Genomic DNA, 22,624 nt, shown 5'->3' on the forward strand with positions numbered 1-22,624 from the left:
GAGCATGGCCAAGGTCACAGTCGACGGGATCGAGATCGAGGTCCCGAACGGCGCCACCGTGCTGCAGGCCTGCGAGGCCGCCGGCAAGGAAATCCCGCGCTTCTGCTACCATGAGCGCCTGTCGGTCGCCGGCAATTGCCGCATGTGCCTGGTCGAGGTGGAGAAGGCGCCGAAGCCGGTGGCTTCCTGCGCCTATCCGGTCGCCGATGGCATGAAGGTCTTCACCGACTCTGCGATGGTGCGCAACGCGCGTCGCAACGTCATGGAATTCCTGCTGATCAACCATCCGCTCGACTGCCCGATCTGCGACCAGGGCGGCGAGTGCGACCTGCAGGACCAGGCGACCGCCTATGGCGGGCAGGGCGGCCGTTACCGCGAGCAGAAGCGCGCGGTGAAGGACAAGTACATGGGTCCGCTGGTCAAGACGATCATGACCCGCTGCATCCAGTGCACCCGCTGCATCCGCTTCGCCACCGAGGTCGCCGGCGTCCCCGAGCTCGGCGCCACGGGCCGCGGCGAGGACATGCAGATCGGCACCTATGTCGAGAAGGCGCTGTCGACCGAGCTGTCGGGCAACCTGATCGACATCTGCCCGGTCGGCGCGCTGACCAGCCGTCCCTACGCCTTCGTCTCCCGCCCCTGGGAGCTGCGCAAGACCGACAGCATCGACGTGCTGGACGCGGTGGGTGCAAATATCCGCATCGACACCCGCGGCCCCGAGGTGCTGCGCATCCTGCCCCGCACCAATGAGGACGTGAACGAGGAGTGGATGGCCGACCGTGGCCGCTTTTCCTTCGATGGCCTGAAGCGGAAGCGGTTGGACCGCCCGTGGATCCGCGTCGAAGGCAAGCTGCGCCCGGCCAGCTGGGAAGAGGCCTTCGCCGCCATCGCCGACCGCTTCCAGGGCCTGAAGCCCGAGCGGGTGGGCGCCGTCGCCGGCGACCTGGTCGATGCCGAGAGCGCCTTCGCCCTGCGCGAGCTGATGGCGGGCCTCGGCTCGTCGAACCTCGACTGCCGGCAGGACGGTGCGGCGCTGGATACCTCGCGCCGTGACTTCTACCTGTTCAACAGCGGCATCGCCGGCATCGACGAGGCCGATGCGCTGCTGATCATCGGCAGCAACCCGCGCCAGGAAGCGCCGGTGCTCAACGCGCGCATCCGCAAGCGCTGGGCCTCGGGCGCGCTGAAGGTCGGCTATGTCGGGCCCAAGGGTCTGAACCTGACCTACAAGGCGCAGCATCTGGGCGAGGGGCCTGCCGCGCTGGCAGCCCTGCAGGCGGGCGAGGGCTTCGCCGAGGTGCTGAAGGGCGCCTCGAAGCCGATGATCATCCTGGGCCGCGCGGCGATCGCGCGGGCCGATGGCGCGGCGGTGCTGGCCGCGGCCTGGGCGCTGGCCGATGCGGTCGGCGCGCTGACCCCGGACTGGCACGGCTTCAACCTGCTGCATCTGTTCGGCGGCCAGGTCGGCGCACTGGATGCCGGCTTCCTGCCGGGTCCGGGGGGCAAGGACCTGTCGGCGATGCTGTCGGGCGGCATGGACGCGCTCTGGCTGCTCGGCGCCGATGGTTTCGACCCGGCGCTGATCCCGGCCGAGACCTTCGTGGTCTATCAGGGCCATCACGGCGACCGCGCGGCCAGCCGCGCCGACGTGATCCTGCCGGGCGCCGCCTATCCTGAGAAGGAAGGCACCTACGTCAACACCGAGGGCCGCGCCCAGCGTGGCCGCCTGGCGCTGCACCCGCCGGGCGAGGCGCGGGAGGACTGGCGCATCATCCGCGCCGCCGGCGCCGCCCTCGGCGTGCCGCTGGCCTTCGACACGCTGGACGCGCTGCGCGCCCGCCTGGTCGCCGCCAACCCGGTCTTCGGCATGGTCGATGGCCGCGTCGCCGGCGGCTGCCTGGACACGACCGGCCCCGTCGCCGGTCCGACGCCGCTGTCGCACACGGACTTCACCCTGCCGGTGACCGATTACTGGCAGGCGGATGCGATCAGCCGCGCCTCGGAGACGATGGCCGAGTGCAGCCGCATCTACAACGACGCCACCCCCAAGCTGGCGGCGGAGTAAGGGGCCATGGACGCTTTCCTCGCTTCCCCGATCGGGGTGCTGGCCATCACCGTGGCCCAGACGCTGGCGCTGCTGGTGCCGCTGCTGATCGGCGTCGCCTACATGACCCTGGCCGAGCGCAAGGTCATGGCGGCGATGCAGATGCGCAAGGGCCCCAACGTGGTCGGCCCCTTCGGCCTGCTACAGCCCTTCGCCGATGCGCTGAAGATGCTGCTGAAGGAGACCATCATCCCGGCCGGCGCCAGCCGGGCGCTGTTCATCCTGGGCCCGATGCTGACCCTGGTGCTGGCGCTGATCGCCTGGGCGGTGATCCCGGTGAATGACGGCTGGGCGATCGCCGACATCAATGTCGGCGTGCTCTACCTGCTGGCGATCTCCTCGCTCGGCGTCTACGGCATCGTCATCGCCGGCTGGGCCTCGAACTCGAAATACGCCTTCCTGGGCGCGCTGCGCTCGGCGGCGCAGATGGTCTCCTACGAAGTCTCGATGGGCCTGGTCATCGTCACGGTGCTGCTCTGCGTAGGCAGCCTGAACCTGACGGAGATCGTGCGGGCGCAGAGCACGGTGTGGTTCGCCATCCCGCTCTTCCCGATGTTCATCATCTTCTTCGTCTCGACCCTGGCGGAAACCAACCGGCCGCCCTTCGACCTGGCGGAAGGCGAGTCGGAGCTGGTCGCGGGCTTCATGGTGGAATATTCCTCCATGACCTACGCGCTGTTCTTCCTCGGCGAATACGCCAACATGATCCTGATGTCGGCGATGACCACCATCCTGTTCCTGGGTGGGTGGCTGCCGCCGTTCGACATCGCGCCCTTCAACTGGGTGCCGGGGCCGATCTGGTTCATCCTGAAGATCTGCCTCTGCCTCTTCACCTTTGTCTGGGTGCGCGCGACCTTCCCGCGCTACCGCTACGACCAGCTGATGCGGCTGGGCTGGAAGATCTTCCTGCCCTTCAGCCTGGGCTGGCTGATCCTGACGGCCTTCGTGCTGAAGATCATGGGCTGGCTGCCGGCATGACCTGGTCCAACCCCCTGTTGGCCATGATGACGGGCCTTGTCCAAATGGAGAGCGCGGGCTACCCCCGCGCCGCGAGGTGAGTGATGGCAAGTCTTGACCGGATGGCGCGCAGCCTGCTGCTGGCCGAGCTGGCCTCGGGCATGGCGCTGACGCTGAAGTATTTCTTCAAGCCGAAGAGCACCATCAGCTACCCCTTCGAGAAGACGGCGCTGTCGCCGCGCTTCAAGGGCGAGCATGCGCTGCGCCGCTACGCCAATGGCGAGGAACGCTGCATCGCCTGCAAGCTGTGCGAGGCGGTCTGCCCGGCGCTGGCCATCACCATCGAGGCCGAGCCGCGCGAGGACGGCTCGCGCCGCACCACGCGCTACGACATCGACATGACGAAGTGCATCTATTGCGGCATGTGCGAGGAAGCCTGCCCGGTCGATGCCATCGTCGAAGGGCCGAATTTCGAGTTCGCGACCGAGACCCGGGCGGAGCTGATCTACGACAAGGATCGGCTGCTCTCGAACGGCGACCGGTGGGAGCCGGAGATCGCCAAGCGCCTCGAGCTCGACGCGCCCTACCGCTGAGTTCCGCGGCGGGGATGGGTCCGGTCGTGCCATCCCCGCGGCTTTCCTTCACGGCCCCGTCCTCCTGCCAGGACGGCTTTCTCGGAACGGTGCCATGATGCTGCATCTGCACGCGGGCGGGCTGCGATGATCGCCGCACTCGCCTTCTATGTCTTCGCGGCCATCCTGATCGCCTCCGCGGTCATGGTGGTGACCAGCCGCAACCCCGTGCACAGCGTGCTGTTCCTGATCCTGGCGTTCTTCAACGCCTCGGCGCTGTTCCTGCTCGCAGGGGCCGAGTTCCTGGCGATGATCCTGGTCATCGTCTATGTGGGCGCGGTCGCGGTCCTGTTCCTGTTCATCGTCATGATGCTGGACATCGACTTCAGCCGGCTGCGGGAAGGCTTCCAGCGCTACGCGCCGATCGGCGCGGTGATCGGGGCGATCCTCTTCCTCGAGCTGCTCTTCGTCTTCGGCTCCTGGCAGTTCGCGCCGGAAGCCAACAGCCTGCGCATGAACGCGGCGCCGGAGACCGGGATCAGCAACACGGCGGCCCTCGGCCAGCTGATCTACACGGACTATATCTTCCTGTTCCAGGTCGCCGGCCTGATCCTGCTGGTTGCCATGATCGGCGCGATCGTGCTGACGCTGCGCGACAAGCCGGCCAACAGCCGCCGCCAGGACATCGCCGTCCAGGTCGCCCGCGGCGAGGCGGTGACGCTGACCGCCGTGCCGCCCCGCAAGGGCCTGGCCGAGCTCGGCATCGTCCGCCGGCCGCTGCCGGCGCCGCCCAAGCCCAAGGCGATCCATGGCCACGGCCATGACGATCATGGGCATGGGCATGACAATCATGGTCACGACGACAAGCATGGCGGGGGGCATCACTGATGCTGACCATCGGCCTAGGCCATTACCTGACGGTCAGCGCGATCCTCTTCGTGCTCGGCATCTTCGGTATCTTCATGAACCGCAAGAACGTCATCGTCATCCTGATGTCGCTGGAGCTGATCCTGCTCTCGGTGAACCTGAACATGGTGGCCTTCTCCTCCGCCCTGCAGGACCTCACCGGGCAGATCTTCGCGCTCTTCGTGCTGACCGTCGCGGCCGCGGAAGCCGCCATCGGCCTGGCCATCCTCGTCATCTACTTCCGCAACCGCGGCAGCATCGAGGTGGAGGACGTCTCCACCCTGAAGGGTTAGCCCAATGTTCGTCGGTGCTGTCTTCCTGCCGCTGCTGGGCTCGATCATCGCCGGTCTTTTCGGCCGGCTGATCGGCGACCGCGCGGCGCAATGGGCGACCGTGATCTGCATGGCGCTGGCCGCCTTCTGCGGATTGTCCTCCTTCGCCCAGGTGGCCTGGGGCCATGCCCCGGCCACGGTCGAGATCGTGACCTGGCTGGATGTCGGCGGGCTGCAATTCTCCTGGGCGCTGCGCTACGACACGCTGTCGGTCGTCATGGTCGGCATGGTCACGCTCGCCTCGACCATGATCCACCTCTACAGCGTGGGCTACATGTCGCATGACGCGACGATCCCGCGCTTCTTCAGCTACCTGTCGCTCTTCACCTTCATGATGCTGATGCTGGTGACCGCCGACAACCTGGTCCAGCTGTTCTTCGGCTGGGAAGGCATCGGCCTCGCGAGCTACCTGCTGATCGGCTACTGGTACGAGAAGGAAAGCGCCAACCGCGCGGCGATGAAGGCCTTCATCGTCAACCGCGTCGGCGACCTGTTCTTCATGCTCGGCATGGCGCTGACCTTCTGGACCTTCGGCTCGGTCGAGTTCGGCACCATCTTCCAGGGCATCGAGGCCGCCCAGCAGGTCACCTTCGCCGGCTACCCGGTGCTCGAGGTGATCGCGCTGCTGCTGTTCCTGGGTGCCATGGGCAAGTCGGCGCAGATCGGCCTGCACACCTGGCTGCCGGATGCGATGGAAGGCCCGACGCCGGTCTCCGCGCTGATCCATGCGGCGACGCTGGTCACCGCCGGCGTGTTCCTGATGGCGCGCATGTCGCCGGTCATCGAATACGCGCCGAACGTGCTGGGCTTCATCACCGTGATCGGCGCCACCACCGCGCTCTTCGCCGCCTCGGTCGGCATGGTGCAGAACGACATCAAGCGGGTCATCGCCTATTCGACCTGCTCGCAGCTCGGCTACATGTTCTTCGCCATCGGCGTCGGCGCCTATCAGGCGGCGGTGTTCCACCTGTTCACGCATGCCTTCTTCAAGGCGCTGCTGTTCCTCTCGGCCGGCTCGGTGATCCACGCCATGTCGGACGAGCAGGACATCCGCAAGATGGGCGGGATCTGGAAGAAGATCCCGATCACCTACGCGATGTTCTGGATCGGCAGCCTGGCGCTGGCGGGCGTACCCTATTTCGCCGGCTACTACTCCAAGGACTTCGTGCTGGAGGCGGCCTTCGCCGGCCATGGCTGGACCGCCAAGTACGCCTTCATCTGCGGCATCCTGGCCGCCTTCCTGACCGCCTTCTATTCCTGGCGGCTGATCATCATGACCTTCCACGGCAAGCCGCGGGCCGACCATCACACGATGGAGCACGTGCATGAGAGCCCGGCGGTCATGCTGATCCCGCTCTTCGTGCTGGCGCTGGGCGCGCTGTTCACCGGCGCCTACTTCGCCGAGGACTTCGTCGGCCACCACTGGCAGGCCTTCTGGAACGGCTCGATCGTCAATGCGCCGCACAACCACATCATGCATGACGCGCATGAGGTGCCGGGCTGGGTGCCGGTCGCGCCCACCATCGTCGGCGTGCTGGGCATCGCGCTCGCCTATCTCTGCTACATGTTCGTCCCCTCCATCCCGGGGAAGGTGGCGGCGGCCGTGCCCGGCCTGTACCGCTTCCTGCTGAACAAGTGGTATTTCGACGAGCTCTATGACCGGATCTTCGTCCAGCCCGCGCGCCGCCTGGCGCAGGTGCTGTGGAAGACCGGCGACGTGAAGATCATCGACGGCATGCCGAACGGCGCCGCCAGGCTGACGGTCCAGGCCTCCGGCCGGATGGTGCGGCTGCAGTCGGGGCGGGTGGCGAATTACGCCTTCGCGATGATCATCGGGCTCGTCCTCTTCGTCAGCATCTTCCTGTTTGGGGTCGGTCGATGAACGCCGCGGGTTTCCCCCTGCTCTCGCTGCTCACCTTCCTGCCGCTGCTGGGCGCGGGCATCCTGCTCTTCGTCCGCGGCGAGGAACAGGCGGTGGCGGCCAATGCGCGCTGGACGGCGCTCTGGACCAGCCTGATCACCTTCGGCCTGTCGCTGATCCTGTGGTTCCAGTTCGACAAGACGACGGCGGACTTCCAGTTCGTCGAGCGGCTGGACTGGATGCCGGAATTCGGCCTGGGCTACCACATGGGGGTGGACGGCATCTCCGTCCTCTTCGTGCTGCTGTCGACCGCGCTGACGCCGCTCTGCATCCTCTCCTCCTGGGAAGCGATCCAGAGCCGGGTGCGCGAGTACATGATCGCCTTCCTGGTGCTCGAGACGATGATGATCGGCATGTTCAGCTCGCTGGACATGGTGATGTTCTACATCTTCTTCGAGGGCGTCCTGATCCCGATGTTCCTGATCATCGGCGTCTGGGGCGGGGCACGGCGGGTCTATGCCGCCTACAAGCTGTTCCTCTACACGCTGCTCGGCTCGCTGCTGATGCTGCTGGCGCTGCTGGCGCTGTGGTATGCCGCCGGCACCACCTATATCCCGGCGCTGTTCGAGCTGCGCATCGCGCCGCATGTCCAGGTCTGGCTGTTCCTGGCCTTCTTCGCCTCCTTCGCAGTGAAGGTGCCGATGTGGCCGGTCCACACCTGGCTGCCGGACGCCCATGTCGAGGCGCCGACGGCGGGCTCGGTCATCCTGGCCGGCGTGCTGCTGAAGATGGGCGCCTATGGCTTCCTGCGCTTCTCGCTGCCGCTGCTGCCGCAGGCGGTGGAGTGGTTCGCGCCGCTGATCTTCGCGCTCTCCGTCATCGCCGTGGTCTATACCTCGCTGGTGGCCCTGGCGCAGGAGGACATGAAGAAGCTGATCGCCTATTCCTCGGTCGCCCATATGGGCATCGTGACGATCGGCATCTTCACCATGAACCACCAGGGCATCTCGGGCGCGATCTTCCAGATGCTCAGCCATGGCGTGGTCTCGGGCGCGCTGTTCCTCTGCGTGGGCGTCCTCTACGACCGTGTCCACAGCCGCGAGATCCTGCGCTATGGCGGCGTCGCCAAGATCATGCCGGTCTATGCGGCGGTGTTCATGCTGTTCACCATGGGGTCGGTCGCGCTGCCCGGCACCGCCGGCTTCCCCGGCGAGTTCCTGGTGATCGTCGGCGCCTGGCATGCCAATCCCTGGGTCGCCTTCGGCGCGGCGCTGGGCATGATCCTGGGCGCCGCCTACATGCTGTGGCTGTACCGCCGGGTGATCTTCTCGCGCATCACGCGCGACGACCTGCGGGTGCTGCTGGACCTCAGCCCGCGCGAGGTGGTCACCTTCGCGCCGCTGATCGTGCTGACGCTGTGGATGGGCCTCTATCCCTCGTCCTTCTTCTCCTTCTTCGAGGTCAGCGTCGCGGCCCTCGTCACGCGGCATGAAGCCGCGATGGCGCTGCCCCGCCTGGCCGGGATGTGACCGGCATGAACTGGACCCTCATCCTCCCCGAGCTGGCGCTGGCGCTGGTCGGGCTGGTCGCCATGGTGGCGGGCGTGCTGCCGAAGCGCGACACCACCTTCGGCGTCAGCATGGGCGTGCTGGGCGGGCTGCTGCTGGCCGGCGTGCTGGTGCTGGCGCAGCCCGAGGGCAATGCCTTCGGCGGCCAGTATGTCGCCGACGCCTTCACCCGCTTCATGAAGCTGCTGGTGGTGGCGGGCGCGGCGCTCGGCCTGCTGCTGGCGATCGACTGGAACGCCAAGGAAGGCTTGTCGAAGTTCGAGTTCCCGCTGCTGGTGCTGTTCAGCACCATCGGCATGATGATCATGGTCTCGGCCAACGACCTGATCGCCCTCTATATGGGCCTCGAGCTGCTGTCGCTGTCGCTCTATGTCATCGCCGCCTTCAACCGCGACAGCGAGCGCTCCTCGGAAGCCGGCCTGAAGTATTTCGTGCTGGGCGCGCTGGCCTCGGGCCTGCTGCTCTACGGCTCCAGCCTGATCTACGGCTTCTCGGGCACGACCAATTTCGACCGCATCGCCGACGCCATCTCCTCGGCCGAGGGCGCGCCCTTCGGCCTGGTGGTGGGCCTGGTCTTCGTGCTGGCGGCGCTGGCCTTCAAGGTCAGCGCGGTGCCCTTCCACATGTGGACCCCCGACGTCTATGAGGGCGCGCCGACGCCGGTGACGGCCTTCTTCGCCTCGGCGCCGAAGGTCGCGGCCATCGCGCTGCTGGTGCGCGTTGCGGCGGGGCCCTTCGGCGACCTGGTGGCGCAGTGGCAGCAGGTGATCGTGCTCTGCTCGCTGGGCTCGATGATCCTGGGCGCGCTGGCGGCGATCGGCCAGAAGAACATCAAGCGGCTGATGGCCTATTCCTCGATCGGCCATGTCGGCTATGCGCTGATGGGCCTGGCGGTGGGCAGCGAGCTCGGCGTCCGCGGCCTGCTGCTCTACATGGCGATCTATCTCTTCACCAATGTCGGCGCCTTCGCGGTGCTGATCGCCATGCGCCGCAAGGGCCGGGCGCTGGAGGGGATCGACGACCTGGCCGGGCTGGGCAAGACCGATCCGGCGATGGCGCTGGCCATGACGCTGTTCATGCTGTCGATGGCGGGCATCCCGCCGCTGGCCGGCTTCTTCGGCAAGCTCTACGTCTTCCTGGCGGCGGTGCAGGGCGGGTTCTGGACGCTGGCGGTGGTCGGCGTGCTGAGCTCCGCGGTCTCGGCCTACTACTATCTGCGCGTCATCAAGGTGATGTTCTTCGACAGTGGCGAGGCGCTGGACCCGCGCCCGGCGAGCCTGTCGATGGTGCTGGCCGGCACCGGCCTGTTCACGACCTTCTTCTTCCTGTTCCCCGCGCCCTTCCTGGCTGCGGCGCAGGCGGCGGTCGCGGCCCTGCTGGGCTGACTTTCTTTCTCGACAGAAAGAAGATGGGGGGTCCGGGGGGAATTCTTTCCCCCCGGCCTTTCCTGCTTCTCAGGGTTTGTGGATGACCTGGCGCCTGAGCGTGCATGAGGAATTGCCGAGCACGCAGGATGCGGTGCTGGCGGGGGCTGCTGCCGGCGAGGCCGATGGTTATGCCGTGCTGGCCCTGACACAGAGCGCCGGCCGTGGCACCCAGGGCCGTCCCTGGCGCTCTCCGCGCGGGAATCTGTGTCTGTCGGTTCTGCTGCGTCCTGACGGCGCCGCCCGGGAGCTGCCGCAGTGGTCGCTGCTGGCGGCGGTCGCATTGGCCGATGCCGTTGCCGGGTGTCTGCCCGACGCCGGCGCCCTGCGCCTGAAATGGCCCAACGACCTGCTGCTGGGCGGCGCCAAGGCGGCCGGCATCCTGACCCAGGCGGCACCGGACGGGGCAGGGGGCATCGCCTGGCTGGCCTTCGGCTTCGGCGTGAACCTGGCCGAGGCGCCGCCGCTGCCCGACCGCCCGACCGCCAGCCTGGCGGGGCAGGGGGTCTCTCCGCCGACGCCGGTCGACTTTGCCTGGCGGCTGCTGGGCGCGCTGGACCGCTGGCGCGACCGCCTGGCGGCGGAAGGCTTCGCCCCCATCCGCGCGGCCTGGATGGCGCGGGGTCCCGCAGCCGGCGCGCCTCTGACCGTGAGCCAGGCCGGAGCGCCGCTGCAGGGCACCTACGCCGGCCTCGCCGAGGACGGTCGTTTGCTGCTATGCAGCAAGGAAGGGCGCATCGCCGTATCCTCCGGCGAGATCCGCGGCTAGACCCGCGCTTCCGACGCGCCTCCCTGCCAGGACCAGGCTCCGCATGCTGCTCGCCATCGATGCCGGCAACACCAATGTCGTCTTCGCCATCCATGACGGGACGGAATGGCGTGGCCGGTGGCGGATCCGCACCGATGCGGCGCGCACCAGCGACGAATATGCCGTCTGGCTGCTGGCGCTGCTCGGCCATGTGGGCGTGACGCCCGGGCAGATCGACCGTTGCGTGCTGGGCACGGTGGTGCCGGCGGCGCTCTACAATCTGCGCCGCCTCTGCCGCGAATGGTTCGACTGCGAGCCGCTGGTGGCGCGCGCCCCGCTGGACTGGGGCTTCCCGATCCGGGTCGACCAGCCGGAGGAGGTCGGCGCCGACCGGCTGCTGAACTCACTGGCGGCGCACCACCACTACAAGGGCCCGTTGATCGTCATCGACTTCGGCACCGCCACCACCTTCGACGTGGTGGATGAGGATGGGGGGTATCGCGGCGGCGTGATCGCCCCGGGGATCAACCTGTCGATCGAGGCGCTGCACAAGGCGGCGGCCCGGCTGCCGCGCATCGGCATCGGCCGTCCGCAATCCGTGATCGGCACGGCCACCGTTCCGGCGATGCAATCCGGCATCTTCTGGGGCTATGTGGGTCTGGTGGAAGGTATCGTTGCCCGAATCCGCGCCGAGCATGGGGGCGCGTTGAAGGTGATCGGCACGGGCGGGCTGGCCCCGCTGTTCGCCGAGGGCACGCCGGTGCTGCAGATCACCGATCCCGACATCACGCTGGAAGGGCTCCGCCTGTTGGCGGAACGCAATCCCGACCCCATTTTCCAGCGTACGAGTTTGCCTGACGCGCTCCGCCCGGAGGGTGATTGAGCATGCGAGGGCCACAGTATCTGCCCCAAGGGGCAATGATGACGCGCCTACCCCCTGTGAAACGGCTATCCATTGGCGAGTATCGATGCAATTCCATCAAGAAGACCTGGCCTTCATCCCGCTCGGCGGGACGGGGGAGATCGGACTCAACCTGAATGTCTACCGCTGCGACGGCCAACTGCTGGCGGTCGACTGCGGCCTGGGCTTCGGCGGCGCCGAGCAGCCCGAGGCCGAGGTCATGGTGCCCGATCCCGCCTGGCTTGCCGACCGCAAGGACAAGCTGCTCGGCCTGGTGATCACCCATGCGCATGAGGACCATATCGGCGCCGTCGCGCCGCTCTGGCCGCAGCTGCGCTGCCCGATCTATTGCAGCCCCTTCACCGCCTCGGTGCTGCGCCGCAAGCTGGGCGAGGCCGGGCTGCTCGGCCAGGTGAAGCTGGTCACCATCCCGCTCGGCGGCCGCTTCGAGCTCGGCCCCTTCGCGCTGCAGTTCATCCGGGTGACGCATTCCGTGCCCGAGCCGCAGTCGATCGCCATCCGCACCCGCCACGGCACGGTGCTGCACACCGGCGACTGGAAGCTGGACCCCAACCCGCTGGTCGGCGCGCCGGCCGACGAGGACGCCTTCGCCGCCCTGGGCCGCGAGGGCGTGCTGGCCATGGTCTGCGACAGCACCAACGCGCTGGTGGAAGGCCATTCCGGCAGCGAGGGCGATGTCCGCCGCAGCATGACCGCGCTGATCCGGCAGCTGAAGGGCCGCGTCGCCGTCACCTGCTTCGCCACCAACATCGCCCGCATCGAGAGCATCGCCCTGGCCGCCCAGGCCGCCGGCCGGCAGGTCGCCCTGTTCGGCCGCAGCCTGCGCAATGCCGAGGCCTCGGCGCGCGAATGCGGCTACCTGGCCGAGGTGCCGCCCTTCATCCACGAGGACGATGCCGACGACGTCCCCGACGACCAGCTGCTGATCATCTGCACCGGCAGCCAGGGCGAGCCGCGCTCGGCCATGGCCAAGATCGCCGCCGACACCCATCCGCGCATCTCGCTCGGCGAGGGTGACACGGTGATCTTCTCGTCGCGCATGATTCCAGGCAATGAGCGCGCCATCCTGCGCATGCAGGACGAGCTGGCCCGCGGCGGCTGCAAGGTGATGACCGCCGACGACCACATGGTCCACGTCTCCGGCCATCCGGCGCGCGACGAGCTGAAGAAGCTCTACAGCCTGGTCAAGCCGCGCTACGCCGTGCCCGTCCATGGCGAGTGGCGCCACCTGCAGGAGCATGCGGCGCTGGCGCGCGAGATGGGCTCGACCCCCGTGCTGGTGGAGGACGGCGACGTGCTGCGCCTGGCCTCCACCGGCAGCAACGAACCGCCCGACGTGGTCGAGGGCGTGTCCACCGGCAAGCTGGCCCTCGACGGCGACCGCCTGCTGCCGCTGGAAGGCGGCGTGCTGGGCGCGCGGCGGCGGATGCTGTTCAACGGCATCGTGGTGGCCTCGCTGGCGGTGGACCGCCAGGGGCGGGTGCTCGGCAATCCCCAGATCTCGGCGCCCGGCCTGTTCGACATGGCCGATGCCGAGCCCGGGCAGATCGCCGACGAGCTGGCCCGCGTGGTGGGCGACCTGCCGCCGGCGCTGAAGCAGGAAGACGACCTGCTGCGCGACGCGGCGCGGACGGCGCTGCGCAAGGCGCTGGGGCGCCGCCTGCGGAAGCGGCCGAGCGTGGAAATCCATCTTCTCAGGGTTTGACGTATTGGGGATAGGCCAGGGGAATGAATTCCCCTGGACCCCTTCTTTTCTCTTCCGGACTGCCGTGTCCACGTGGAGACAGGACGTGAAACGGCCCATCGACAGCGCGACCTGCAAGGGCGCGCCACTGTCGCGCTGGTCCTCGAACGGCCGGTGAACAGAAAGAAGAAGGGGGTTCGGGGGAATTCATTCCCCCGACCTGCCCGCCTCTTAATTTCCCAAATCTTCACCTTGGCATCATGCAACCCAGCATCCCACGCAGGACGCTTGCGGGGTGGGGCGATTCTGGGATAGGGGGACGCGCCAAGGCTGCGGAACGCGCCTCAAGAGTTCTGCGAAAGGCTCCTGCCATGGCACCCGACACCATCCCGACCGACGGCCCCGCCCAGCGCGGCGCCGCGCCGCGCCGTACCCTCATCGCCGAGGCCTATGCCTTCGACGATGTCCTGCTGGTCCCGGCCTATTCGACGGTCCTGCCCAACCAGACCGACACCCGCACCCGGCTGACGCGGGAGATCACCTTGAACATGCCGGTGATTTCCGCCGCCATGGACACGGTGACCGAGGGTCCGATGGCCATCGCCATGGCCCAGGCCGGCGGCATCGGCGTCATCCACAAGAACCTCACCGCCGAGGAGCAGGCCGCGGCCGTCCGCCAGGTGAAGAAGTTCGAAAGCGGCATGGTGGTGAACCCCGTCACCATCCATCCCGACCAGACCCTGGCCGAGGCCCAGGCCCTGATGGCGGCGCACCGCATCAGCGGCATCCCGGTGGTCGAGCGCGAGAGCAAGCGCCTGGTCGGCATCCTGACCTATCGCGACGTCCGCTTCGCCACCGACCCCAGCATCCGCGTCTATGAGCTGATGACGCGCGAGGGCCTGGTCACCGTCACCGGCGACGTCTCGGCCGAGAAGGCGCGCTCGCTGCTGCACAAGCACCGCATCGAGAAGCTGCTGGTGGTCGACGACGCCTATCGCTGCATCGGCCTGATCACCGTCAAGGACATGGACAAGGCCCAGGCCAATCCGAACGCCGCCAAGGACGCGATGGGGCGGCTCCGCGCCGCCGCCGCCACCGGCACCGGCGAGGACGGCTTCCGCCGCGCCGAGCTGCTGGTCGGCGCCGAGGTCGATGTCATCGTCGTCGACACCGCGCATGGCCATTCGGCCGGCGTGATGAAGTCGGTCGAGCGCATCAAGCGCCTGTCCAACAGCGTCCAGGTCATCGCCGGCAATGTCGCGACCCCGGAGGCCGCTCTGGCCCTGATCGAGGCCGGCGCCGACGCGGTGAAGATCGGCATCGGCCCGGGCTCGATCTGCACCACGCGGATCGTCGCCGGCGTCGGCGTGCCGCAGCTGACCGCGGTCATGGAAAGCGCCGCCGCCGCACATGAGAAGGGCGTGCCCGCCATCGCCGATGGCGGTGTCCGCTCCTCCGGCGACCTGGCCAAGGCGATCGCGGCCGGCGCCGACTGCGTCATGATGGGCAGCATGTTCGCCGGCACCGACGAGGCCCCGGGCGAGGTCTTCCTGTACCAGGGCCGCTCCTACAAGTCCTATCGCGGCATGGGCAGCCTCGGCGCCATGGCGCGCGGCTCGGCCGACCGCTACTTCCAGGCCGAGGTGCAGGACAGCCTGAAGTTCGTCCCCGAGGGCATCGAGGGCCGCGTCGGCTACAAGGGCCCGGTCGGCAATGTCATCCACCAGCTGGTGGGCGGGCTGCGCTCGGCGATGGGCTACACGGGCAACGCCACCATCGCCGACATGCAGCAGAACTGCACCTTCCGCCGTATCACCGGCGCTGGCCTGCGCGAGTCGCATGTCCACGACGTGGCCATCACCCGCGAAGCCCCCAACTACCGCCAGGAAGGTTAATTTTCTGGGGGGCCGGGCCGTTGGCCCGGCCCATGTACCGCGCGGCTCCGGTGCTCCACCGGGGCCGCGCCTTTTTCAGGATGCCCTCGCCGCCATGACTCCTTCCGCCCGGATCGCCGCCACGGTGGCGCTGCTCGGCGACGTGGCCGCCGCGCCCCGCCGCCCTGCCGACGCCACCTCCAACGCCTTCTTCCGCGAGCGCCGCTACATCGGCAGCGGCGACCGCCGGGCTGTGGCCGAGCGCGCCTGGAGCGTGCTGCGGCAGAAGCTGCGGCTCGACTGGCACCTGGCGCAGCACAACATGCCGTCCACGCCGCGCATGCTGATCATGGCGCATCTGCTGCTGGTCGAGCGCTGGACGATCGACGGCGTACTGCAGGGCTTCCCCGGCGGCCGCTTCAACGCCGGCCCGCCGGATCCGGGCGAGATGGCGGTGATCCAGGCGCTGGCCGGCAAGCCGCTCTCGGAAGAGGGCCAGCCGGCCGCGCCGCGCTTCAACCTGCCCGACTGGGCGCTGGAAGGCTTCCAGGCCCGCTTCGGCGACGAGCTGCCGGCCGCCGCCGCCGCCATGGACCAGGCGGCGCCGCTGGACCTGCGCGCCAACCTGCTGCGCGGCACCGTCGAGCAGGCCGCCGCGGCGCTGGCCGCCGAAGGCATCCCGACCGAGCGCATGACCTATTCGCCCTGGGGCCTGCGCATCCCCGACCGCCGCCCGATCCTGGCGAGCAAGGCCTTCACCGACGGGTTGATCGAAATCCAGGACGAGGGCAGTCAGCTGATCGCCCTGCTGACCGGCGCCAGGCCGGGCATGCGGGTGGTCGACTATTGCGCCGGCGCCGCCGGCAAGACGCTCGCCGTCGCCGCCATGATGGGCAATCGCGGGCGGATCGTGGCTTGCGATGTTTCCTCCACCCGGCTCGAAGGCGCGGTCAAGCGCCTGCGCCGCGCCGGCGTCGACAATGCCGAGCGCCATCTGCTCGTCGCCGGCGACCGCTGGGTCAAGCGCCGCGCCGGCCAGTTCGACCGCGTGCTGGTCGACGCCCCCTGCAGCGGCACCGGCACCTGGCGCCGCAACCCGGATGCGCGCAGCCGCACCACGGCGCGCGACCTGGCCGAGCTGGTCACCAAGCAGCGAGAAATCCTCGATCACGTCGCAGAGCTGGTGCGCCCCGGCGGAAGGCTGGTCTACGCTACCTGTTCGGTGCTGCCCGACGAGGACGGATCCCAGGTGGAGGCTTTCCTGGCGCGCCATGCCGATTACGAGACCGTCCCCCTGGCCGAGGCCTGGGCGGAAGCGGCCTCTGGCATGGCCCAGGAACTGCCCCCGCCGCCGGGTTCCGGACCCTGGATGGAACTGGCACCGCACAGCCATGGCACGGACGGCTTCTTCGCCGCCGTGCTGCGTCGGAAGCAGTAGCCCCCGCCGGATCAGCCGGCGCGCGGGCGCCGGAGGTGAGGGGGAAGCCAGCGTCGATGATCAGCATCCGACGGGCGCTTCCTGCCGACGCCCCGGCCATCGCTGCCGTCCATGTCGCCGCCTGGCGCAGCGCCTATGCCGGGCTGCTGCCCGACCTCTACCTCGCTGGCCTGTCCGAGGCGCGGCTCGCCACCGTCTATCGTCGCGGCCTGGTCGAGCGCCGCGACGGCGAGGCGCTGTTCGTCGCCATCGCCCGCGACACGCCGGACGGGCCGGGCCAGGTGGTCGGCTTCGCCTCGGGCGGCAAGGCCCGGCGCAGCGGCCTGGCGGAAGGCGAGATTGCCACGCTCTATGTGCTGGACGACTGGCGCGACCAGGGGATCGGCCGGCGGCTGCTGCGCGCGGCGGCGGCCCATCTGGCCGCCATCGGCTGCCATTCGGCGATGCTCTGGGTGCTGACCGAGAATCCGGCGCGCTGGTTCTACCAGCATCTCGGCGGCCGCCGCGTGGCGGTGGAGCTGACCCGCGTCGGCGGCAGCGCGGTCGAGCAGACCGCCATGCTCTGGGACCCGATCGCCCTGCTGCTCGCGGCCACCATTCGCGCCTGACGGCCGCGCCTGCGGCAAGCTTGGGCGGCAGCACAAGCTGTGGCATAAAAGCCGCACCCGATTGAAGCTTTTCCGCCACACCCGCCGTTGCGGTTGACGCCGGCCTGCCATCCCGGTTTTGTTGCAATCAGAAGGGGTTGCAGGGGGTTTCAACTGCCATGGGCCGCGCTCGGACATGAACACCATCACGCGCGCGCAACTGGCCGAGGCCATCTATGCCCAGGTCGGTCTGTCGCGCAACGAAAGCGCCGCTTTGCTGGAGGACGTGCTGGAGCGCGTCTCCGCCGCCCTCGAGGCCGGGCGGCCGGTGAAGATCTCCGCCTTCGGCACCTTCTCGGTGCGGCAGAAGGGGATGCGGGTCGGGCGCAACCCAAAGACCGGCGTCGAAGTGCCGATCATGCCGCGCCGCGTCCTGTCCTTCCGCCCCAGCCAGGTGCTGAAGGGCCGGCTGAACGGCGAGACGGTCGCCGACGACGAGGATTGATCCGTGCCAGGCCGCCGTCGTCGGAACCCCGATCGGCGCGCGGCAGGGCCGGCAGGCCGGGGTGTGAGCGATGAATGACGGGGTGCCTTCGATGGTTGACGATGCGGAGGCTCCGGGCCGCCCGCGCAAGGCGCCCACCGCCTTCCGCACCATCAGCGAGGTGGCGGAGGACCTGCAGATCCCGCAGCATGTCCTGCGCTTCTGGGAGACCAAGTTCCCCCAGCTGAAGCCGCTGAAGCGCGGCGGCGGCCGCCGCTACTACCGGCCCGAGGACATCGCGCTGCTGCGCCGTATCGGCGACCTGCTGTACACCCAGGGCTACACCATCAAGGGGGTGCAGCGGCTGCTGCGCGACAACGGCGCCGAGCTGCCCGAGGCGGAGCCCGCCGTCGAAGCGGCCGAGGAGCCCGAAGCGGCGCTGCCCGAGGCCGGCCACAGCGCCCTGAAGCGCGCCATCGCCGAGCTCGAGGCGCTGGCGGCCGAGCTGCGCGCGCTGGCGGCGGTGCAGCACGGCGCGTGACCGGCTGCGGCCGCAGGCTCTGCCGCTGCGGATCAGCCGCCGTGACCGGCCGAGAAGCTGCGGATAAGTCGCGATCCCGCGCGGCAGGGGGTTGAGGGGCAGCCGCCCCGATGCTATTGCCCCGCTCACCGGAGCGTAGCGCAGTCTGGTAGCGCACCAGTCTGGGGGACTGGGGGTCGTGGGTTCGAATCCCGCCGCTCCGACCAAAGCCCAAGAAAGCGGCCCTGCATCGCCTGATGCAGGGCCGTTTTTTGTTTGTAATGGGGTGCCGGCGGGGGGTGTCAGCCGCGGGGGCGTCAGCCGGGCTCGGCAGTCTCGCTCTCCGGGCGCTCCAGCACCACGGCGACGGCGGCGGCCAGCTCGCTGCGGCGATAGGGCTTGCGCAGCACCGCCGCCGCATGCCCGGCCAGCCCGTCCGGCGCCTCGTAGCCGGTGATGAAGACATAGGGCACGCCCAGCGCCGCCAGCCGCTCGGCGATCGGGAAGACCTCGGTGCCGCCCAGCTTCACGTCCAGCACCGCGGCGCTGAGCTGCGCCGAGACCAGCGGCATCGCCTCGGTCGGGCTGCGCGCCGGGCCGACCACGATGCAGCCGAGCTCGCGCAGCAGATGCGCGGCCTCCATCGCCAGCAGCGCCTCGTCCTCGACCAGCAGCACCCGCGGCGCCGGCCCGACCGAGAGCGAGGTCATGGCGCTGCCATGCGGCCCGACCTGGGGCTCCGCCTCGGCGGCGGGCCCGGCGCCGGATCCGGGCTGTGCGCCCATCAGCGGCAGGGTGTGCCGCGCCGGCAGCCGCAGCGTCAGCCGCAGCCCGGCGGTGCGCCATTCGACATGCAGCGCGCCGCCCAGCTGCCGCTCGGCCAGCTGCCGGATCAGCCGGCCGCCGAAATGCTGCTGCGCCGGCGGCACCAGCAGCGGCGGCCCGCCGCGCTCGCTCCAGACCAGGCGCAGCACCGCCTCGCCCTCCGGCCGCTCCCAGTCCAGCACGACATGGCCGCCCGGGGTGCTGAGCGCGCCATGCCGGGCCGCGTTGGTCACCAGCTCGTGCAGCAGCATGGCCAGCGGCTGCACGGCGGTCGCCGCCAGCCGGATCGGCGGACCCTCCAGCACCACGCGCTCGGCATGGGCGGCGAGCTCGCCCTCGGCCACCGCGCGCAGGGACGCGCCGTCCCAGGATTCGCGCGCCAACAGCGAATGCGCCCGCGCCATGGCGGCGATGCGGCCCTCGGCACTGGCCGCGAAATTGGCGGGCGGCACGTCGCGCGGCGCGAGGCGCACCAGCGACAGCGCCACGGCCAGCGCGTTCTTGGCGCGGTGGTCGACCTCGCGCATGAGCAGCGCCTGGCGCGCCTCGCTCTCGCGCTTGGCGACGGCGCGCAGATGCAGCGCCTCGCCGACCCGCATCAGGCTGGCCCGCGCCGAGGCCACCTCGCGGATCGCGGCGGTGGGGCGGATCGGCGGCGGCGCCTCGGCCAGGGCGACGGCGGCGGCGTCGCGCCCCAGCCCCTCGACCTCCTGGCCCAGCCGCCGGCCCAGCCGCAGCGCCAGCAGCGCCGGCAGCCCCAGCGCCAGCAGCCCGCCCACGGCAGCCAGGCCCAGCGCCCGCCATTGCGGCAGATCGACCTCGTAGCGCGGCGCGGCATAGGCGACGCTCCAGGGCACCGTGCCCAGGCGGCGGATGGCGCCATAGACCTGGATGCCACCGCGGGTCTCGGTGCTGAGCAGGGCCGCGGTCGAATCCCGCTGCGTCTGGAAGTCGAGCACCGGCTGGCTGGCCGGCAGCCCGAGGAAGCGCGGCGTGTCGCTGGAATGCGCGACCACCGCGCCGCCGCGGTCGACCACGCTGGCGATCCAGCCGGGCGGCGGCTGCTGCTCGGCCAGCACCTCGGCGATTCGCTGCGGCTGCATCACCGCCACCAGCACGGCGACCACCTGCTGCTGGCGCAGCACCGGCAGGCTGAGGGCGATGCGCCAGCCCGGATCCTCGGCGCTGCGGTAGAGGTCGGAGACGCGCGGCCGCCGCTGCTGCAGGATGCGGGCCCAGATCTGCGCGAAATCGGCGCCGGTGCCCTCGGCATGGGGCGCGTATTGCAGCCGCTCGACCGCGGGCAGGGGGGCGCCGGCGGGATGGCCGGTGTTCATCACCTGGCGCGGCGCCCGGGCGTCGGGGGCCAGCAGGATCAGCCGCCGCAGCCCGCTGGTCGGGCGGTCGAGCAGCGCCTCGGCCTGGGCGCGGAAGCCGCCCACCGCCTCGCCGCTGCCGTCGTCCAGCAGCGCCGCGTCCAGCATCGGCGAGGTCGCCAGCGCGTCAAGGGCGGCGATGCCGGCGCGCAGCTCGCGGTCGACCGCCAGCTGCAGGGCGCGGCCGGTGTGCTGCATGCCCCGCAGCACCTCGCCGCGCTGTTCATGCGCGGTCCACAGCGCCAGGGCGCCGGCCAGCAGCACCAGCGGCAGGGTGACCGCCAGCACCAGCCGCAGGATCTGCATGCGGAACCGCAGGGGGCGGCGCGGCCGGCGGCGTGCGGCCGGCAGGGGATCCGTCGCCTCGGGCTGGGCCCGGGCGGCGGAGAAGCTGGGCGCGGCGGCGCCCGGCCCGGCCGGGCCCGGCCTTTCGGAGCCAGGCATCATCCGGAGTGTCGCCCCAATGTCCGTCGTTCCAGTGTCCATCGCTCCAGCGGTCCATCGTGGCCGGCAGGCGCGGCCTGCAGGCTTAACGTGGGGGCAGTGGCGGCCCGGGGACAACTTTACCGCGAGGGGAGCGAAGCGTGCTTAACGTTCCGGCGATTTTTCTGGCAGCGGGTGAGATTTTCGCCTGGCGAAAACTTTAGCGCGGCCGACCAGCACCTGGATTCCAGAGGGTTGTTGCGGTCTGCAAACTTCGCGCAAGCGCGTCGTCGCTGTCCTGCAGCCCAGGGTTGTGGAGGCAACCGCAAAAAAGGCCCCGGCGCGACGCCGGGGCCCTGTGCCGGGCCGGGACCTCTTGGAACCGGTCAGGCCATGTTGATCATGATGGTCTTCTTGTGGGTGAAGTGCTCCAGCATCGATTCGAGGCTGGCTTCCTTGCCCAGGCCCGAGGCCTTGACGCCGCCATAGGAGAGGTTGGGCTGCACCACCAGGTTCTGGTTGACCTGGACCAGGCCGGCCTCGATGCGGTGGGCGAAGGTCACCGCGATCTTCAGGTTGTTGGTCCAGAGGCTGGCGGCCAGGCCGAACTCGGTGTCGTTGGCGGCGGCCAGCACCTCTTCCGCCTCGTCGAAGGGGAAGATGCAGGTGACCGGGCCGAAGATCTCCTCGCGGACCAGCCGGCTCTCCTGGGTCAGGCCGGTGAAGATATGCGGCTGGATGAACAGGCCCTTCTTCAGCGCGGCATCGGTCGGCATGGCCGAGCAGGCGCGGCCGGTGGCGCCGGCGGTGGCCTTCCCTTCGTCGATGAAGGTCTTCACCTTGTCGAACTGGCCGGGCGAGATGATGGTGCCGATATCGGTCTTCTCATCCAGCGGGTCGCCCATGACCATGGCGTCCACCCGCTTGGCCATCTCGGCGACGAAGCGGTCGAAGATCGGCCGCTCGACGAAGATGCGGCTGGCCGCGGTGCAGCTCTGGCCCTGGCGGGTGAAGCGCATCGAGGTCAGCGCGCCGGCGACGGTCTTCTCGAAATCGCAGTCGGCGAAGACGATCATCGGCGACTTGCCGCCGAGCTCCAGCGTCACCGGGATCAGCTTGTCGGCGGCCGCCCGGTAGATGATCTTGCCGGTCTCGACGCTGCCGGTGAAGGTCACCTTCTTCACCAGCGGATGGGCGACCAGCGGCGCGCCGCATTCCGGCCCCTGGCCGGAAAGCAGGTTGAACACGCCCGGCGGCAGCACGCGGTTTATGAGTTCGGCGATGCGCAGCACCGCCAGCGGCGCCTCCTCGGCCGACTTCACCACCACCGCGTTGCCGGCGACGAGGGCGGGCGCGACCTTCAGCGCCAGCAGCATCATCGGGATGTTCCAGGGGATGATGGCGCCGACCACGCCGAGCGGCTCGCGCACCGTCATGTTCAGCACGTCGGGGCCGAAGGGCACCGTCTCGCCCTTGATCTCGCCGCCCAGCCCGCCGAAGAACTCGAAGATGTCGGCGACGTTGTTGGCCTCGACGCGGCTCTCGGTGCGCAGCGCCTTGCCAGTCTCGAGGGCGACAAGCCGGGCCAGCTCCTCGACATGGGCGCGGATCAGCTGCGCCGCCTGGTGCACCAGGGCGCCGCGCTTGCGGGCCGGGACCCTGGCCCATTCCTTCTGGGCGCGGGCGGCATCCGTCACCGCCGCCTCGACATCGGCGGCATCGCCGTCGGCCGCCTCGGCCACCGTCGCGCCGGTCGCCGGATTGACCACCGCGAAGGTCCTGCCCGACGTCGCCGGGGCAAAGCGGCCGCCGATGAAATGCGCGCCCGACAAAGCGCGGGCCAGGGCATGCGGGTCGTTGCTGGGGGCTTCCGGCGTCGGGTTCGGGCGGTCGAGCATGGGGCGGCGTTCTCCCGGGAAATCGGTCTGCAGAAATCGGTCTGGTCGGCGTGGCGGCGCGGCCGGGCAGGGGTGCCGCCCGGCGCGAGGGCGGGACCATGCGCTGCCGGAGGGCCGCCGG

At 69.7% G+C, this 22,624-nt stretch carries 17 protein-coding genes, 1 tRNA gene and 1 pseudogene; 17 read left to right on the forward strand and 2 right to left on the reverse strand.

Going from position 1 to position 22,624, the window contains the following annotated elements; genetic code table 11:
- The first annotated feature begins 4 nt into the window (after window positions 1-4).
- The 17 genes and pseudogenes from nuoG (at window position 5) to BKE38_RS04790 (ending at window position 18,208) form a co-directional block, all read left to right on the forward strand.
- The gene (gene nuoG / locus BKE38_RS04710) at window positions 5-2,065 is read left to right on the forward strand and encodes an NADH-quinone oxidoreductase subunit NuoG (protein ID WP_076956212.1); all 2,061 of its coding nucleotides are present in this window, start codon (window positions 5-7) and stop codon (window positions 2,063-2,065) included.
- Window positions 2,066-2,071: 6 nt separating this feature from the next.
- On the forward strand, window positions 2,072-3,082 hold the full coding sequence (nuoH, locus tag BKE38_RS04715) for an NADH-quinone oxidoreductase subunit NuoH (RefSeq protein WP_076956213.1): 1,011 nt from the start codon (window positions 2,072-2,074) through the stop codon (window positions 3,080-3,082).
- A gap of 83 nt (window positions 3,083-3,165) precedes the next feature.
- Window positions 3,166-3,654 carry an NADH-quinone oxidoreductase subunit NuoI gene (gene nuoI, locus BKE38_RS04720; protein ID WP_076956214.1) on the forward strand — a complete coding sequence of 163 codons (489 nt, stop codon included), beginning with the start codon at window positions 3,166-3,168 and terminating at the stop codon, window positions 3,652-3,654.
- Between the two features lie 126 nt (window positions 3,655-3,780).
- Entirely contained in the window at window positions 3,781-4,521 is a 741-nt protein-coding gene (locus BKE38_RS04725) for an NADH-quinone oxidoreductase subunit J (RefSeq protein WP_076956215.1), read from the forward strand.
- Window positions 4,521-4,832: an NADH-quinone oxidoreductase subunit NuoK gene (gene nuoK, locus BKE38_RS04730; protein WP_207553489.1), complete on the forward strand. Its 312-nt coding sequence runs from the start codon at window positions 4,521-4,523 to the stop codon at window positions 4,830-4,832. Before BKE38_RS04725 ends, nuoK begins: the two co-directional genes overlap by 1 nt.
- Window positions 4,833-4,836: 4 nt before the next feature.
- Window positions 4,837-6,753: an NADH-quinone oxidoreductase subunit L gene (gene nuoL / locus BKE38_RS04735; RefSeq protein WP_076956216.1), complete on the forward strand. Its 1,917-nt coding sequence runs from the start codon at window positions 4,837-4,839 to the stop codon at window positions 6,751-6,753.
- Window positions 6,750-8,261: an NADH-quinone oxidoreductase subunit M gene (locus tag BKE38_RS04740; protein ID WP_076956217.1), complete on the forward strand. Its 1,512-nt coding sequence runs from the start codon at window positions 6,750-6,752 to the stop codon at window positions 8,259-8,261. Before nuoL ends, BKE38_RS04740 begins: the two co-directional genes overlap by 4 nt.
- A gap of 5 nt (window positions 8,262-8,266) precedes the next feature.
- The gene (gene nuoN, locus BKE38_RS04745) at window positions 8,267-9,685 is read left to right on the forward strand and encodes an NADH-quinone oxidoreductase subunit NuoN (protein ID WP_076956229.1); all 1,419 of its coding nucleotides are present in this window, start codon (window positions 8,267-8,269) and stop codon (window positions 9,683-9,685) included.
- An 82-nt stretch (window positions 9,686-9,767) separates the two neighbouring features.
- A complete protein-coding gene (locus tag BKE38_RS04750) occupies window positions 9,768-10,493 on the forward strand; it encodes a biotin--[acetyl-CoA-carboxylase] ligase (protein ID WP_076956218.1) in 726 nt (241 codons plus the stop codon).
- Between the two features lie 43 nt (window positions 10,494-10,536).
- A complete protein-coding gene (locus BKE38_RS04755; protein WP_076956219.1) occupies window positions 10,537-11,355 on the forward strand; it encodes a type III pantothenate kinase in 819 nt (272 codons plus the stop codon).
- Window positions 11,356-11,440: 85 nt separating this feature from the next.
- Window positions 11,441-13,099: a ribonuclease J gene (locus tag BKE38_RS04760; RefSeq protein ID WP_076956220.1), complete on the forward strand. Its 1,659-nt coding sequence runs from the start codon at window positions 11,441-11,443 to the stop codon at window positions 13,097-13,099.
- A 350-nt stretch (window positions 13,100-13,449) separates the two neighbouring features.
- A complete protein-coding gene (gene guaB, locus BKE38_RS04765; RefSeq protein WP_242662202.1) occupies window positions 13,450-14,973 on the forward strand; it encodes an IMP dehydrogenase in 1,524 nt (507 codons plus the stop codon).
- A 94-nt stretch (window positions 14,974-15,067) separates the two neighbouring features.
- On the forward strand, window positions 15,068-16,390 hold the full coding sequence (locus BKE38_RS04770; RefSeq protein WP_076956221.1) for an RsmB/NOP family class I SAM-dependent RNA methyltransferase: 1,323 nt from the start codon (window positions 15,068-15,070) through the stop codon (window positions 16,388-16,390).
- A 56-nt stretch (window positions 16,391-16,446) separates the two neighbouring features.
- On the forward strand, window positions 16,447-16,998 hold the full coding sequence (locus tag BKE38_RS04775; protein ID WP_076956222.1) for a GNAT family N-acetyltransferase: 552 nt from the start codon (window positions 16,447-16,449) through the stop codon (window positions 16,996-16,998).
- 175 nt (window positions 16,999-17,173) lie between these two features.
- Window positions 17,174-17,482, forward strand: a complete 309-nt coding sequence (locus BKE38_RS04780) for an integration host factor subunit alpha (RefSeq protein ID WP_076956223.1) — start codon at window positions 17,174-17,176, stop codon at window positions 17,480-17,482.
- A 70-nt stretch (window positions 17,483-17,552) separates the two neighbouring features.
- Window positions 17,553-17,897, forward strand: a pseudogene (locus BKE38_RS04785) (MerR family transcriptional regulator); the annotation flags it as partial.
- 234 nt (window positions 17,898-18,131) lie between these two features.
- Window positions 18,132-18,208, forward strand: a tRNA-Pro gene (locus BKE38_RS04790).
- 90 nt (window positions 18,209-18,298) lie between these two features.
- Here BKE38_RS04790 and BKE38_RS04795 read toward each other — a convergent pair.
- Both BKE38_RS04795 and BKE38_RS04800 read right to left on the reverse strand, forming a co-directional pair.
- The gene (locus BKE38_RS04795) at window positions 18,299-20,629 is read right to left on the reverse strand and encodes an HWE histidine kinase domain-containing protein (RefSeq protein WP_076956225.1); all 2,331 of its coding nucleotides are present in this window, start codon (window positions 20,627-20,629) and stop codon (window positions 18,299-18,301) included.
- Window positions 20,630-20,991: 362 nt separating this feature from the next.
- Window positions 20,992-22,503, reverse strand: a complete 1,512-nt coding sequence (locus tag BKE38_RS04800) for an aldehyde dehydrogenase family protein (RefSeq protein WP_076956226.1) — start codon at window positions 22,501-22,503, stop codon at window positions 20,992-20,994.
- Window positions 22,504-22,624 lie beyond the last annotated feature (121 nt).

Origin of the sequence: Teichococcus deserti (genome assembly GCF_001982615.1) — a bacterium.
Classification (GTDB): Bacteria; Pseudomonadota; Alphaproteobacteria; order Acetobacterales; family Acetobacteraceae; genus Pseudoroseomonas; species Pseudoroseomonas deserti.